Origin of the sequence: Selenomonas sp. WCT3 (genome assembly GCA_900100835.1) — a bacterium.
GTDB lineage: Bacteria > Bacillota > Negativicutes > Selenomonadales > Selenomonadaceae > Selenomonas_A > Selenomonas_A ruminantium_E.
Genome location: FNCM01000002.1, coordinates 182,504 through 197,462, shown reverse-complemented (window position 1 = coordinate 197,462; position 14,959 = coordinate 182,504). Strand labels below are relative to the sequence as shown.

At 51.4% G+C, this 14,959-nt stretch carries 12 protein-coding genes and 1 other RNA gene; 10 read left to right on the top strand and 3 right to left on the bottom strand.

Annotated features, from left to right (window positions below):
* Positions 1–9 precede the first annotated feature (9 nt).
* Positions 10–324 carry a hypothetical protein gene (locus BLQ36_RS02680; RefSeq protein ID WP_074513843.1) on the bottom strand — a complete coding sequence of 105 codons (315 nt, stop codon included), beginning with the start codon at positions 322–324 and terminating at the stop codon, positions 10–12.
* Between the two features lie 231 nt (positions 325–555).
* Between BLQ36_RS02680 and ssrS the strand changes: the two genes are divergently transcribed.
* Positions 556–715: non-coding RNA, 6S RNA (gene ssrS / locus BLQ36_RS02675), on the top strand.
* A 58-nt stretch (positions 716–773) separates the two neighbouring features.
* Here ssrS and BLQ36_RS02670 read toward each other — a convergent pair.
* A complete protein-coding gene (locus tag BLQ36_RS02670; RefSeq protein WP_074513842.1) occupies positions 774–1,016 on the bottom strand; it encodes a DUF896 domain-containing protein in 243 nt (80 codons plus the stop codon).
* A 205-nt stretch (positions 1,017–1,221) separates the two neighbouring features.
* On the opposite strand from BLQ36_RS02670, the gene BLQ36_RS02665 reads away from it, so the two are divergent.
* The 4 genes from BLQ36_RS02665 to BLQ36_RS02650 all read left to right on the top strand — a co-directional run bounded on the left by BLQ36_RS02665 (position 1,222) and on the right by BLQ36_RS02650 (position 5,189).
* Positions 1,222–2,208 (top strand): diaminopimelate dehydrogenase, encoded by a 987-nt coding sequence (locus tag BLQ36_RS02665; RefSeq protein ID WP_074513841.1) that lies wholly within the window; start codon positions 1,222–1,224, stop codon positions 2,206–2,208.
* Between the two features lie 127 nt (positions 2,209–2,335).
* The gene (locus tag BLQ36_RS02660; protein WP_074513840.1) at positions 2,336–3,166 is read left to right on the top strand and encodes a hypothetical protein; all 831 of its coding nucleotides are present in this window, start codon (positions 2,336–2,338) and stop codon (positions 3,164–3,166) included.
* Between the two features lie 121 nt (positions 3,167–3,287).
* Complete coding sequence (serS, locus tag BLQ36_RS02655) at positions 3,288–4,571, top strand: serine--tRNA ligase (protein WP_074513839.1); 1,284 nt, start codon at positions 3,288–3,290, stop codon at positions 4,569–4,571.
* A gap of 45 nt (positions 4,572–4,616) precedes the next feature.
* Positions 4,617–5,189, top strand: coding sequence for a UbiX family flavin prenyltransferase (locus BLQ36_RS02650; protein WP_074513838.1), 573 nt, complete (start codon positions 4,617–4,619; stop codon positions 5,187–5,189).
* 85 nt (positions 5,190–5,274) lie between these two features.
* Here the strand turns inward: BLQ36_RS02650 and rnhA are convergent, their stop codons facing one another.
* The gene (rnhA, locus tag BLQ36_RS02645; RefSeq protein WP_074513837.1) at positions 5,275–5,970 is read right to left on the bottom strand and encodes a ribonuclease HI; all 696 of its coding nucleotides are present in this window, start codon (positions 5,968–5,970) and stop codon (positions 5,275–5,277) included.
* A 197-nt stretch (positions 5,971–6,167) separates the two neighbouring features.
* Here rnhA and BLQ36_RS02640 point away from each other — a divergent pair, with 197 nt between their 5' ends.
* Genes BLQ36_RS02640 through BLQ36_RS02620 form a run of 5 tightly spaced genes read left to right on the top strand, consistent with a single transcriptional unit; the run spans position 6,168 to position 14,938 of the window.
* Complete coding sequence (locus BLQ36_RS02640) at positions 6,168–6,938, top strand: MlaE family ABC transporter permease (RefSeq protein ID WP_074513836.1); 771 nt, start codon at positions 6,168–6,170, stop codon at positions 6,936–6,938.
* 27 nt (positions 6,939–6,965) lie between these two features.
* A complete protein-coding gene (locus tag BLQ36_RS02635) occupies positions 6,966–7,706 on the top strand; it encodes an ABC transporter ATP-binding protein (protein ID WP_074513835.1) in 741 nt (246 codons plus the stop codon).
* Between the two features lie 3 nt (positions 7,707–7,709).
* Positions 7,710–8,996, top strand: coding sequence for an MlaD family protein (locus BLQ36_RS02630; RefSeq protein ID WP_074513834.1), 1,287 nt, complete (start codon positions 7,710–7,712; stop codon positions 8,994–8,996).
* Positions 8,997–9,028: 32 nt separating this feature from the next.
* On the top strand, positions 9,029–10,546 hold the full coding sequence (locus tag BLQ36_RS02625; protein WP_074513952.1) for a TolC family protein: 1,518 nt from the start codon (positions 9,029–9,031) through the stop codon (positions 10,544–10,546).
* A gap of 48 nt (positions 10,547–10,594) precedes the next feature.
* Positions 10,595–14,938 carry a translocation/assembly module TamB domain-containing protein gene (locus tag BLQ36_RS02620; protein ID WP_074513951.1) on the top strand — a complete coding sequence of 1,448 codons (4,344 nt, stop codon included), beginning with the start codon at positions 10,595–10,597 and terminating at the stop codon, positions 14,936–14,938.
* The last annotated feature ends 21 nt before the right edge of the window (positions 14,939–14,959 follow it).

The following is a 14,959-nucleotide window of genomic DNA, read 5'->3' as shown; positions in this document are numbered from 1 at the left end:
GTTTTTATTTTAATAATGCGGGTGAGCCTTTACATAATCTACGGGGCGGCTCCAATCCACATGAACCTGGGTCGCGTTCCAAAGACGGGTAATGGCCAGTTTGAAGCTGGCTTCGTCAGCTAAAGGCTCAACCGTTTCATGGGTGAAGTCCATCAGCGTTTTATGAGGAACCATGATTTCATGGGAGGTGCCAAGATATTCCTCCACTAGCGCTTTGCCCTTTTCATCGTCAAGATGAACTTCGGCTTTGTGCGCATCGGCATCATAGTCAATCCAGCCTAAAGTGTTGTTGTAGCTGATGGCTACGCTGAATGTAATTGCCATAAGTAAAACTCCTTTATGTCATGTAATGATTTTGTCGATAAATCATAGAATGCTTATCTATCTATTATAGTCGATTTTGTTGGGAAAGTCCAAGCAAAGCTCGGGAATTATCTTTTTTAACAAGAAAACTGCAAATATACAGATTTTTTCGCAAACGGTCAAAAGCTCTTATTTGTCAAGTCTTGCATGCAGTTTTTTTTTATGCTATTATACATACAAAGAAGGACACGCCTGGGATGTACGCGGGCTTTTATTATGTCTAACCTACATTTTTTATAGGGAGCTTGATTTGATTCTGATGGATGTGCGCCTCGGCGGAGACTGAAGTCAGACTTAGAGCACCCACCTGCTAGTCGCAGGTTTTAGGCATGAAAAGCGTACGGCATTTCGGACCCCTGCTTTGAAAAGGGATTGCTGCCTTAGGGCTGGCAGTCCCTTTTCGCGTATAATCAGTGGAGTTTACGGCGCAGTGAAAAGGATACCTCGTTGATATGGGTGACCTTTGGCTGCGCTTTTTCTGGTGCGTCGACGACTTCGATGTTATCGAGCATTCCTTTGACCTGGTCGCGAATGCCATCGAGGTAGATGCGGCGAAGTTTCTGCTGCTCGGCCAGTTCCGCCTCGGAAAGTCCGGTGGAACGCTTTTTGCGGGCAAGCTCATTGATACGGGCAATGAGTTCCGGTGTAATCATAATAGACCTCCATTTATGCAAAAATCGATTATCGGCATAGTCAATGGTATATATTATAACTAGGTTTGTGGGATTTGTATAGAAGAATGTCGGCAGGGATGGGGAAGAAAATGTTTTTCAAGGAAGGGATGGTATGGTATAGTAAGGAAGTAAAAGATTATGATTTGTCATAGTTTACAGACAACAAGCAGAGAGGGGTTAACCTATGAGTATTCGAATTGGTATCCTTGGTTATGGAAATCTTGGCCGTGGTGTTGAGTGTGCGATTGAGGCAAATCCGGATATGGAGCTGGCAGCGGTCTTTACCCGCCGGAATCCATCGGCCGTCAGTATTGCAACGGCTGGTGTTCCGGTGGTTCATGTGGATGATGCTCCGGCGTGGAAAGATAAAATCGATGTTATGATTCTCTGTGGCGGCAGTGCAACAGACTTGCCGGTGCAGGGGCCGCAGTATGCCAAACTGTTCAACATTATCGACAGCTTCGATACCCATGCCTGCATTCCGGAACATTATGCGGAGGTGGATAAGGCCGCTAAAGAGTCTGGCCATATCGGCATTATCTCGGTGGGCTGGGACCCAGGTCTGTTCTCGCTGGCTCGGGTATATGCCAATGCCATTCTGCCCCGTGGCAAGGATTATACCTTCTGGGGGCGGGGCGTTTCCCAGGGACATTCGGATGCTATCCGCCGTATCAAGGGCGTAAAGGATGCCCGCCAGTATACTGTTCCGGTTCCGTCGGCCCTTGAGGCCGTTCGTGCCGGCAAGAACCCAGAGCTTACGACGCGTCAGAAACATACCCGTGAGTGCTTTGTCGTCTTGGAAGAGGGGGCAGATGCAGCCTATGTGGAAAAGGAAATCAAGACGATGCCAAACTACTTCGCCGATTATGACACGACGGTGACCTTTATCAGCGAAGAAGAACTACAGGCAAATCACAAGGGGCTGCCCCATGGCGGTTCGGTAATCCGCACGGGTTCCACGGGACACAACCAGGAAAATCAGCATGTCATTGAATTCAAATTGGACCTGGATTCCAATCCGGAGTTTACCACCAGCGTGCTGGTGGCTTTTGCCCGTGCTGCCTATCGCCTCGCCAAAGAGGGACAGACGGGCTGCAAGACGGTGCTGGATATTGCGCCGGCTTATCTTTGCGCCCAGAGTGGCGAAGAGCTTCGCGCTCATCTGCTGTAATCGAAACACCGCTGGCTCGATGAGTCAGCGGTGTTTTGTATTTGCAGGCGATATTTTGTCTTTGGCAAAAGGGGGATAATGGCGGTATAATGACGATAAGAACATCGTGAAGAGAGGAGGAACGTACATGGCAGTGACGCCACCTACTGTACCAACGCCGCCAACGCCGCCGTCGGTACCTAAGGTATCGTTAGAGGGAGGCGGCAGTGTTACGCAGTCTACGGTGCCGCAGAATAAGAATCAGACCGACGCCCAGCGGCAGGAAGCCGATGCTCGTCAGGCAGTGGCCCAGGGGGATGGGCCACTTTCGAAAACCACCCAGGAAAAGCCAAATACCAAGCAAAATCAGCAGGGCCAGTCAGAGGGGCAGCAGAGCCAGACTACAGTGGTGCAGACCGATCCTCAGGCGGCAGCGGCCATGCAGGATGGCAAGTCGGGACAGGAGGGGCAGAATAGCCAGACTGCCCAGGCGGTACCGCCACTGACTTCTTTTACTGGACATGGTACCGGATATTGGATTTTTACCTTTGTCTCGGTTTTTGTGCTGGCCTTTGTGCTGTTCCGGGTGGTGCTTAAAAAACGGGATGGCCGCAAGGGGGAACTTTCAGCGGCGGATATCCGTCAGGCGATTGAGCCGGAGGAGTCCGAAAGCTCCTTGAACCTTCGTGGCCTTACGCCGGATGAGGCCCTGCGCCAGTTGGAGGAACAGGAAGCCTTCGACGCGGCGGAGGAAGTCCGCAAGGCCCGGGCTGAGGCCAAGGCAAGGCTCACTAAGGCCCGCAGCCGCGTCCAGTTAACGCCGGAAGTTCCCGCATCAGCGGCGCCGAAACAGATTGCCCGGCAGTATCGGGAGCAGGTGACGGCCATGCCGCCGGAAATCAAGGCCAAGCCCAAGAAGATTGTGCGCAAGCCGCCGAAAGACGAAGCCGACAAAGAGCATTTTGAAATCAGCGTCTGACGGAGGCTGGGGATAGATGGGCGTATTGACCATAGAATTGTTAGACGATATAATATAAAGATGTAACCGTTGGAAATTGGATATAATCTTGTTGATTATTCAGATATGGAGAGTGAGAATTTTGTTAGACATGAAATTTGTCCGCGAGCATTTAGATGAAGTTCGCCAGATGCTCAAAAATCGCCACAATTCCTTGAATCTTGACGATTTCGAAGGCCTTGAGAAAAAGCGTCGTGAACTCCTGCAGCAGACGGAGACGCTGAAGAGTGAGCGCAACGCGGTTTCTAAGGAAATCAGTGTCATGAAGAAGAATAAGGAAAATGCGGATGAGCGCATCAAGGAGATGCGTGAAGTCGGTCAGAAAATCTCTGCTCTCGATGGAGAGCTCAAAGAGGTTGAAGGCAAATTGCGCGACATCCTGCTACACATCCCGAACATTCCGCGGGAAGATGTTCCCATCGGCAAAGACGACACGGAAAATCCGGAAGTCCGCAAATGGGGGACGCCGCGTGAGTTTTCCTTCGAACCGAAGGCTCATTGGGATATCGGTACGGACCTCGATATCCTCGATGCTGACCGCGCTGCTAAAGTAACGGGCGCTCGGTTTACCTTCTATAAAGGCATGGGGGCACGGCTGGAGCGCGCCTGCATTAACTTCATGATGGACCTCCATGCGGATAAGCATGGTTATACGGAGATGCTGGCTCCCTATATGGCCAACAAGGACAGCATGACGGGTACGGGTCAGCTGCCGAAGTTTGCGGAGGATATGTTCAAGGTGGAAGGCCTTGACTACTATCTCGTCCCCACGGCAGAGGTTCCGACGACAAACTACTATCGTGATGAAATCCTCGATGCTAAGATGCTGCCGCAGTATTTCAGCTGCTATACGGCTTGCTTCCGCGCTGAGGCAGGCAGCGCTGGCCGCGATACCCGTGGCCTTATCCGCCAGCATCAGTTCAACAAAGTTGAGATGATCAAGTTCTGCACGCCGGAAACCAGCTGGGAAGAGCTGGACAAGATGGTGGACAATGCTGAGGACGTTTTGCGTCTGCTGGAGATTCCGTACCACGTGGTCAAACTTTGCACCGGTGATATGAGCTTCACTTCGGCAACCACCTATGATATTGAGGTTTGGTTCCCGGCGCAGAATAAGTACCGCGAGATTTCGTCCTGCTCCAACTGCACGGACTATCAGGCTCGCCGCGCCAATATCAAATTCCGCCGCGATGCCAAGAGTAAGCCGGAATTCGTTCATACCCTCAATGGTTCGGGCCTGGCTGTCGGCCGTACGGTGGCAGCAATTCTCGAGAATTATCAGCAGGAAGATGGCAGCGTCATCGTTCCGAAGGTTCTCGTTCCGTACATGGGTGGCGTAGAAGTCATTAAAAAAGCAGAACTCTAAGGGTTTAAAAATAAAGAGCCTCCCGTTTTTGGGAGGCTCTTTTGGATGAAAGAAGGGAAAACCGTGAAACTTGTGGTAGGTATTACCGGTGCCAGCGGCAGCATCTATGCCCTGCGGCTCATCGCAGTGGCTAAGGCGGCGGGGAACGAAGTCCATGCCGTGGTCACGGACAGCGGCTGGGATGTATTGGAATACGAGTGCGGCGTAAGCCGGGAGCAGTTTTCGGCCCAGGTCGATAAACTCTACGATAACGACAATGTGGGAGCTGCTATTGCCAGTGGTTCTTTTCGCACCGATGCGATGGTCATTCTGCCCTGCTCCATGAAGACAGCAGGCAGCATTGCCCATGGGATTTCGGATAATCTGTTGACTCGGGCGGCGGATGTGATGTTAAAGGAGGGGCGCAAGCTGGTGGTTGTTCCTCGGGAAACGCCCATGCATGCGATCCATCTGGAAAATCTGTTGAAGCTTGCCCAGGTGGGGGCTCGCATCGTCCCCGCCTGCCCAGGATTTTACCATCGTCCTCAGACCCTCGAGGATGTCATTGACATGATGGTGGGAAAGATATGCGACCAGCTGGGGATTGAACATAATTTGTTTGAACGCTGGCAGGGGTGATGGCAGCACCTTGTATAGGCGGCTGTAGAAATAAATCGATAGCGAAAAAGCTGTTACCCGGTTTTATCCCCGGGCAACAGCTTTTTTATTGATATTTCATAGCCTCGCTCTTGGCCAGCTGGTCACAGCGTTCGTTAAGGTCGATACCTACGTGTCCCTTCACCCAGTGGAAGGTGATTTGGTGTTTTTGATAGAGGACGTCAAGCTGCATCCAAAGGTCTTGATTCAGTACGGGATTGCCGTCGGCTTTTTTCCAGCCGCGGCTTTTCCAGGATTTTAGCCAGCCCTTGGTGAAGCCGTTTTTCAGATATTGGCTGTCGGTGTAGATGGCGATTTTGGAGGGGGCGTCCGGAAAGGACATAGCGGCAATGGCGGCGGAAAGTTCCATGCGGTTGTTGGTGGTGCTGGGATTTCCTTCGTGAAGTTCTGTGACTTCGCCAGTGCGGACGTTGGTGACAACGGCGGCCCAGCCGCCGGGACCGTCGGGGTTCCGAAGACAGGATCCATCGGTGTAGATGACGTAATCCTGTTCACTGTCAGGAATGGCGGAAGCCGTTTCCCTTGCCGGATGCGGACGTGGTGCGCGGCGGGGAACCGCGCTGGAGCGCTGGGGGGCAGCGGGGCGGTCACCGCCATTTAACCAGGCCAGTGCCTCGGCCACATCGGTGAATCCCTTATAACGGGCACCGGCGTAGCCATCTACCTGTTTCTTGCATTCGTCCCAGGTTGTAAAGATTCCGCAGGCACGGCCCGCGCGGACAGCATATACTTTCTTTGGCATAGGTGTTCCTCCTGGTGGATAAATTTCATTAGGTCTATTATATAGGAAAAATATTCGGAAAAGAAGCGGAAAAATTCCTGGCCAAATAGTAAACTTATCTTTACTATTTGGATTATCTCTGCTAAAATCGAAAGGTAGTGTATGATATGCTTAGGCGTATTCTTTGAAAAATAAGGTACTGGGGAAAGGAGGAGATGATGCTGCTGAAATTGTTGGAACTGGTTGGTGCTTTTGTCATGCGCCGGCTGGAAGAATTCGGCACAATCGTGCTTCTCTATCGGGATACCATGCGGGAATTGGGGCATCGGCCCCGGCCGCGTCACATTCTGTCCCAGATGTCACATCTCGGGGTAGATTCCCTGCTGATTGTGAGCCTGACGCTGCTATTTACCGGTGTGGTCTTTACCCTTCAGACCGCCGATATTCTCATCAAGTTCGGTGCTCAGGGAACGATTGGCGGCATTATTTCCATTGCTATCGGCCGCGAACTAGGTCCGGTGCTGGTGGGGGTCGTTTGTGCCGGCCGTGTGGGCTCGGCCATTACGGCGGAGATTTCGACTATGAAGGTTACGGAGCAGATTGATGCCCTGCGGGTCATGGCGGTCAATCCGGTCAACTATCTCATCGTTCCCCGCATGCTGGCGTGTATGATTGTGGTGCCGATTTTAACGGTGTTTGGCGATGTCATCGGCGTCCTGGGGGGCTGGGTTATTGCGGTTTATTATTCGGGCATCAGCTCGTATCTATATATGAATTCCATACACACTTTCGTGGAGGTCTTCGACCTTACCGGTGGTGTTATCAAGGCGGTTTTCTTTGGCAATGTCATCGCCGTGCTAGGCTGCTACTATGGGTTGCATAGTCCCGATGGTGCGGAAGGTGTCGGCAAGGCGACGACGAAGACCGTCGTGTCATCCATCATTGCTATATTTATCTTGAATGCGGTTTTGACTTTCATTCTTTATTAAGAAAGATTTTATATAATGTGAGGCATTATGATTCGACTTGTGGATGTGTGCAAGCGTTTTGGCGACAAAGAAGCGCTGCACCATATCAACCTAACAATCGAAGATGGGGAGACGCTTGCCATCATTGGGGGCTCAGGCTCAGGCAAGAGCACGCTGCTGCGTTTGCTGATTGGACTCATCCGGCCAACTTCGGGAGAGATTTGGATTGGCGACACAGAGATATCGAAGCTTTCCGAGGAGAAGCTGGACAAGGTTCGGCTGCATATGGGAATGGTATTCCAGTATTCGGCACTGTTTGATTCGATGACGGTGGGGGATAATGTGGCTTTTGGCCTTCGGGAGCATACGGATATGCCCGAGAAGGAAATCCAGCGGGTGGTGGAGGAAAAGCTCCAACTGGTGGGGCTGGAAAATGTGGCCCAGCGGATGCCCAATGAGCTGTCGGGAGGTATGAAGAAACGTGTCAGCCTGGCCAGGGCCATTGCCTTTGAGCCGGAAATCATCTTTTATGATGAACCTAGTTCGGGACTGGACCCCATCATGACGGAAAAGATTGATGAACTCATCAGCCACACCCAGCAGGCACTCAAGGTGACTTCGGTGGTGGTTACCCATGATATGGCCAGTGCTTGCCGTATTGCGGATCGCATTGCCATGGTTTATGAAGGAGAACTCATTGCGGTGGATACCGTAGAGAATTTCAAGAATATCAAGGATGAGCGGGTGCAGGCGTTTTTCCACACCCTGCGAACGGTTAAGGGGGCGTGACGTGTGAGTACAGAAGCAAAGGTCGGAGCATTTACTTTGGTTGGATTGGCTCTGCTGGCTGGTGTCATCATCATGCTCAGTGGCTTTAAATTGGGGGGCGACAAGGGCTATACCCTTTATGCTGGATTCAATCAAGTCGTTGGCGTGGAACCGCAGTCGGTGGTAAGGTTGTCGGGGGTGCCAGTAGGCAAGGTTAAGAAAATCCAGAACGATGGACAGGGCGTTACGGTGACGCTTTCCATCAACAGCGATGTAAAAATACCGAAAAGTTCCCAGGCAACAATCGGTTCCTCGGGGGTCATGGGGGAAAAATTCATCAACATCCTGCCTGCTGACCCGACGATGGGCTGGGTGGAAAATGGCGATTACCTCATCGGACAGGATGAGGCCGGTATGGATACCATGTTTGCCGGCCTGAGCAAGGTAGTGGATCAGGCCCAGGAACTTATGACCGGCATGAACAAGATTGTCGGCAATGCGGAGTTCCAGGGTTCGGTAATCCAGATGGCCCTGAACATGCGGGATGCCACCGCCCATATCAATGGCATGATGGCGGCCTTTGAAACCATGGCGCTGGCGAACCAGGGAAATATCAATCAGATGCTTTCTAATATGAATACGATGACGGCTAGTCTCAATCGTACGGCTGGGGCTGTGGAGTCCATGATGACGAATCTGGCCACGGTGGGAGCTGATCCGCAGACGGCGGAGAACCTTCGGCTGACGCTCAATAATATTGCCGATACCAGTGAGAAAATCCGCGTGATTTCTGAAGGCATTGCCAAGGTGGCCGGTGATGAGAAGACCATTGAGGATACCAAGGCCATTATCCATAACGCCCGCAGTCTGACGGATAAGGCGGACAGGCTCAAGAAAAAGTTGGATACCATTGAGGTGTCTTCGAATGCCGACCTGCTTTACAGCGGCATGAAACATGATTGGAGCAGCAACTTCAATCTGAATGTGGATTCTCAGTCGGGGTCTTTTTTGACCATGGGGCTGGATGATATCGGCAATGCTGATCGCGGCAATTTCCAGCTGGGATCGCATTTCGGGGCTTTTGATGCTCGTGGCGGTCTGATTTATGGCGAAGCCGGCGTTGGCCTCGATTCGCGAATCGGGCCGCGGTTCAAGGTGTCGGCAGATGCCTATGATTTTGATGATCTGGCAGTCCGGCTGCGGGCTCAATACGACTTGGGCAACAATGGGACATCGCTTTTAGGTCAGTGGAATAATGTCAATGATAGAGAACGGCGCGCCGCCTATGTTGGTTTGCGTCAGTCCTTTTGAGGATTTGGATAAGGGAGGATTTTATCTTGAAGATGAATAAAAGATTTTATAGAAAATTAACAGCCCTCGTTATGGGGACCCTTACGGCTATGTCGGTTTCTGGTACGGCACTGGCTGCTGATACGATTCAGCTGAATCTGGAAGACAGCATCCAGATGGCGCTGGAAAATAACCGCAATATCAAGTCGGCTCTGGCTGATGTCGATGCTGCCCAATGGAATCTTTCCAATGCCCGCCGTCAGATGGGACCGACGCTTTCCTGGACGACTGGTGCATTTTCGTTAGGCGGCCGTGACTATGATGCGAAAAAGATTGATTCGCAGTACAGCAATGCCCTGCAGGTGGGAATTCCCCTTTATAATGGCTCGCTGCGTGCTGCCATCGATAAGGCTGGCTATGGCATCAATGCAGCGGATGTGACGCTTGAGAACACGAAACAGGCTATCCGCTATCAGGCTACGGCAGATTATTATCAGATCCTGCAGTACCGCAACCTCATCAATGTCCAGCAGGATGCTGTAAATACGCTCCGCGAACATTTGGACAACGTCAACGCCCATTACAACGTTGGCACAGTGGCGAAATCGGATGTGCTGGCTTCGCAGGTTCAGCTGGCCAATGCCCAGCAGGCACTGGTAACAGCCCAGAACAATTATGATGTGGCCGTATCGACCCTCAACAATGTCATCGGTTTGGATACGGATACGGTGCTGGATATCCGCGACCAGCTCGGTTACACCCATTATGATTTATCGCTGGATGACTGCACGAAATTTGCTTTGGCCAACCGGGCAGACGGGGCAGCTTACTATTACGCCGTCAAACAGGCCGAGGCTGGCATCAATGCGGCTAAGGCCGGAAATTATCCATCGGTAAACGCTGTTGCCAGCAGGTCTATTGCTGGCAGCAAGGCCTTCAAGGATGAACAGTCCGAGGCTTGGCAGGCTGGTGCTCAGGCGACCTGGAATATTTTCGATAACGGGGTTACGTCGGCTGGTGTTCATGCTGCCGAGGCAGTGCTTTTGAAAGCGCAGGAGGCTTCCCGCAAACAGGATGAGGCCATCAAGCTGGATGTCCGCACGGCTTACTTGAAACTTCAGGCAGCTGAGAAGAATATCGATACGACGAAAACAGCAGTGACGCAGGCAGAAGAGGATTACAAGATTGCTAATGTCCGTTACAGCGCTGGTGTCGGTACGAATCTTGATGTCATGGATGCCAATGAAAAACTGACGGAAGCCAAGACCAATTACTATACGGCTCTTTATAACTACAATACCAGCAAGGCTTCTTTGGATCGTGCCATGGGGCTGCCGATTGACATCGATGTGGCCAAATACCGTGCATCGCGTCAGGAAGGCAACCGCCTGAAAAAGGTTCGCGAGGATGCAAAACTTCATGAGGATGCAATCCTTGAATCGACGGAAGAGGCTAAGCAGAATTCGAAGGAAGAGGCAAAGGCTGGCCGCAAGGCTGAGCGTGAGGCACGCAAAGCTGCCAAGGCTAAGCACGCCGATAAAAAAGCAGTAAAAGAGGAAGCGGTGAAGTAATTCACCCGGTAAAATACAGCCATGGACCGGCTTTTTGAGGGGATTATCATGAAGCGGAAAACATTGGGAATATTGGCGGCAGTCCTGGGGCTCACGCTCTTGGGGCTGGCTGGCCTTTGGTACTATATGCAGACCAGTGCTTTTATGGAAACGGCAGGTCGTACGGCAGCATCGACGGCGTCGGAGATGCTGGGAGTCCGTATTGATGTCGGCAGCATAGAGGTGAAGTCTCTCCGCACTCTCGAAGTCCATGATGTGGCAGTTTATGACAAGCAGGCAGAGATCATTGCGCGCGCAGAAAAGGCGCAGGTGACCTATCGCCTGCTTTCTGCGCTTTCGGCACCGGCTGAGGCTGTTAAGGAAGTCACGATTTCCCATGTGGAGGCAGTGGTATCCCAGCGGGACGACGGCAGCTGGAACTTTGAAGACCTCATCAGCAAGACCCCTGGCGGGCAGAAATTTCACGGCTTGGTTCGGGTAGAAGATGGCTGCATAACCGGCCGTATGCAAGGAAAAGAACTCACCCTTGAAAAGGTAAGTGGTTCTTTGGATATGGCGGATTATCCGGTTATGAAGGCAAAGATACGCGGTGAAAATCAGGGAACTCAGGTAGAGGCTTCGGGTACCTTTGATGACGATCGCCAGATTGTAAATGCCAAAATAAACAATATGGATTTGGAAAGTTATCTGGGGCTGGTTCCTGATGGGCTGATTCCGCAGGATGTTTCACTAACCGGCGGTAAGGTCGAAGCGGCGCAAATCCATGCCTTCCGGGATGGCAGCAAATTGTCCTTTACCGGCGATGTGGATTTTTCCGATGGGGCTGTTCGCATCATGGAAACCGATGTAACGGGAATCAAGGGTCATGCCGCGTTTACCGACGCGGAGGCTTTAGTTTCCGTAGAGGCTGAGGCGGAGGGACAGCATGCCAAGGCCCATGGCAAAATACGTTTTGACACGGGCGACCCATATCTTGACCTTACGGCTTCATCGGAATCCTTTGACCCCAGTCTTGTCCTCAAAAATCTTCCCTATCAGGGGGCGGCTGCATTTGACGTAAAGGTTCGCGGAACATTCAAGAATCCATCGATTGAGGGACAGGTAAAAGTAGCCGATGGCTCGGCTATGGACATTCCGTTCCAAAATCTTTCGGCCATGGTCCGTTATCAAGACCAGAATGTGTTTGTAAAGGATTTGCGGGTTCAGGTATTTGGCGGCCAGGTTGAAGGTGAGGCAGCTATTGCGGCGGATAACCTTTCCTACACGGCTCATGTCAAGACTTCGGGAATTGACATAGGACAGTTAGCTCAGGTGGTGCCCCAGGCAGCAGTGGTGACCGGCAAGGTGACTGCCGATTTGGGAATCAGTGGCGTGGGAACCAGTATGGATAAGCTTCAGGCCTATGGCAGTGCAAAACTTGAAAATGGTTCCTATGGGGAACTTCCCGTTGAAAATATCAACACATCCTTCTACTTAGCTGGGGAAAATCTGCAGCTTGACTTTTTGAGTGTCAATCTGCCCAATCACAGCCGCCTGGCAGCGGAGGGAACCATTACGGGCCTTATGACGGCGCCCAAACTGGATTTAGCGTATTATGGTGCGCATTTTGACCTGTCGCTGCTGCAGAAAGTCGAGCCGAAGGCTGATGTTACGGGGCTTAGTGACTTCAAGGGAACGGTTCAGGGAGATTTGGACAATCCACAGGTAGTGGTCAAGTTCTCTGGACTGAAGGGCACTTTGTTCAAGCAGCCTTTTGACAGTCTCAAGCTGACCGCCAGCGGCAGTTTGGATGGCGTCCATATCGATGATTTCTTGATGGAGAAAAATGGCAAGGAAGTCTGGCGGGTGGCAGGTTCTGTCGGTTTTGCCGGTGAGCGGAAAATCGATCTGCAGATTGATACCATGGGGGCGCGGATGGAAGATATCGCGGCCCTGGTAGCACCGGATCAGCCGATAACCGGTAATGTGGATAATATCATTAAGTTTACGGGTACGCTGGATAATCCAAAAGGGGTTGGCTATATTCATTTTTATCGCGGAAGTTATCGTGGGATCCTGCTGTCGGGAATGGACGGCGACTATTTCCTGGAAGATGGTGTAGTTCGCCTGCAGGATTTCCATGCTTATTCCCCTATGGTGGATATGATTCTCAATGGTACTATTGACCAGAATCGGAATCTTTCCATGAAGGTTGAGGCGAAGGACATCGACCTCAAGCGCATTGAGCACAAGCTTCCCTATGAGGTGAGTGGTCATGGAACCTTCAAGGGATATATCAAGGGCAATGTGGAACGGCCGGAATTTTATGGTATTCTCGATGCGCCGGATATTGTCCTCAATGACCAGGAAATTAAAAATCTCCACGGCATGGTCAAATATCGCAACGGCAGTGTGGATGTAGACCAGTTCGGTTTTGAGCAGAATGGCGGCACCTATGATGCCGTGGCCTCTGTCAATACGGAGACCAAGGCGATTACTGGTGATATCGTGGTTCAAAATGCCGATATCAATGCGATTACGGCGCTGTTGAATCAAAAGAATGACCTGGTTCAGGGACGGCTGGATTGCAGTGCGACTTTGGCCGGTACCGTAGACAACCCGCAGGTGTCTGTCTATGGCAGCATGTCGAAGGGGACAGTTGGCGGTTATGATGTCCATGATGTTGACCTTGACCTGCAGCTGGCAGACCAAGTGGTGACCGTTAAGGAAATCGCGGGCAAACAAGGAAGCAAAGGGTTATTCACCCTGACTGGCACCGTTGGAATAGCGGCAGAGCAGCCTATACAGGGAAAACTTTCGGCATCTGACTTAGAGATGGGAATGTTTGCCAAGGCCGTTGGCATACAAGCCGATGTCATTGGCACCGCCGATATTGAAGCCACCTTTGGGGGCGTTCTCACGAACCCCTCAGCTGACGTAACGGTCAGCGGCCACAATGGCGGTGTACAGGGGTCTACTTTTGATACCTTGGACGGCAGTTTCCACTTGAAGAATGGCTTGATAACGGTGGATGATTTCCTGGTCAAGAAGATGGCCGGGGACAAGACGTATCAGGCAAGTGCCAAGGGAATCATTCCCTCACGGGCGATTTTTGCCGATAAGAATGAACAGCTTGATGACATCGAGCAGATTCAGCTTACGGTATCCCTCGACCAGGCGGATTTGTCGCTTTTGCCGACGGTTTCCAAGCAGGTTGATTGGGCAGTGGGCGCTACCACTGGTAATCTCAAAGTCCATGGAACCTTGGCCCATCCTCTGATTGATGGTACCGTCGGGCTTACCAACGGTGCGGTGAAATGGAAGGCACTGGAAAAGCCGATAACGGATATGAATGCGAAAATCACCTTCGCCGGCAGCAAAGTGACAGTCCAGGATTTTTCTGGTAAAATGGGCGAAGGCACTTACTCTCTTACGGGATTCCTGCTGCTTGACGGCGTTGCTCCCGATAAATACGATTTCACCTTGAAGGCTGACAAGTTGGATGTACAGAGTGATTTTTTCCGTGGCCCCCTTACTGGTGAAATCCATGTTTTCGATACGGATTTTTACGGGCGTCATATGCCAAAGATTTCGGGAACGGTGGATTTCCAGCATTGCATGATATCTGTGCCGACAATTCCCGAGGGGGAAAGCAATCTTCCCGATGCGGTCATGGATATTCAGGTCAATGTGGGGGACAAGGTTCATTTCTATAGTTCCTATCTTTACGACCTGTATCTGGGTGGACAGTTCCATATGGGGGGCATTGTCAGCCATCCGAAGATGTCTGGCAGCCTGCAGGTAAAACGCGGTGGCACGATAAACTATCTCAAGACGGAGTTTAAGATTCGTGAGGGCCTGGCAACCTTTGATCAGGTGGCTTCCTTCCTGCCGAGTATTGACTTCTTTGCCGATACCCGCTTGACCCAGGCGAAGGTATTCCTTTCGGCCAAGGGGCCGCTGGATAAAATGGAAATTAAACTGACGTCCAGTCCGGAGATGAGCCAGACGCAGATTATCCAGCTTTTGACTTTGCGGGATGCCTATAAGAATGGTCAAAAGAACATGAATGCCGGCGATATGCTTTCGGTAGGCATCCAGATGAGCTTCCTGTCGGAAGTGGAAGACATCCTGCGGGATTTCTTATTCCTGGATCAGTTTACGATTTCTCGTGGCAGTGGTTCGATTTATGACCGTCATGATCTAGAAAATGAAACAAACAAATACGATTTTAATGTTCAGATGGGAAAATATATCTCAGACCGGGTTATGGTGAAGTATACCCGCAGCCTTGGCGGCCAGAATGTCAATCGCTATGGTCTACAGTATGACTTTAACGACAAATTGGGATTGACCTTTGACCGGGAAGGCAGCGGCTATATCGTTGGCCTTGAGGCGAGAATGTCCTTCTGAGCATCATCCGAATAATGGTAA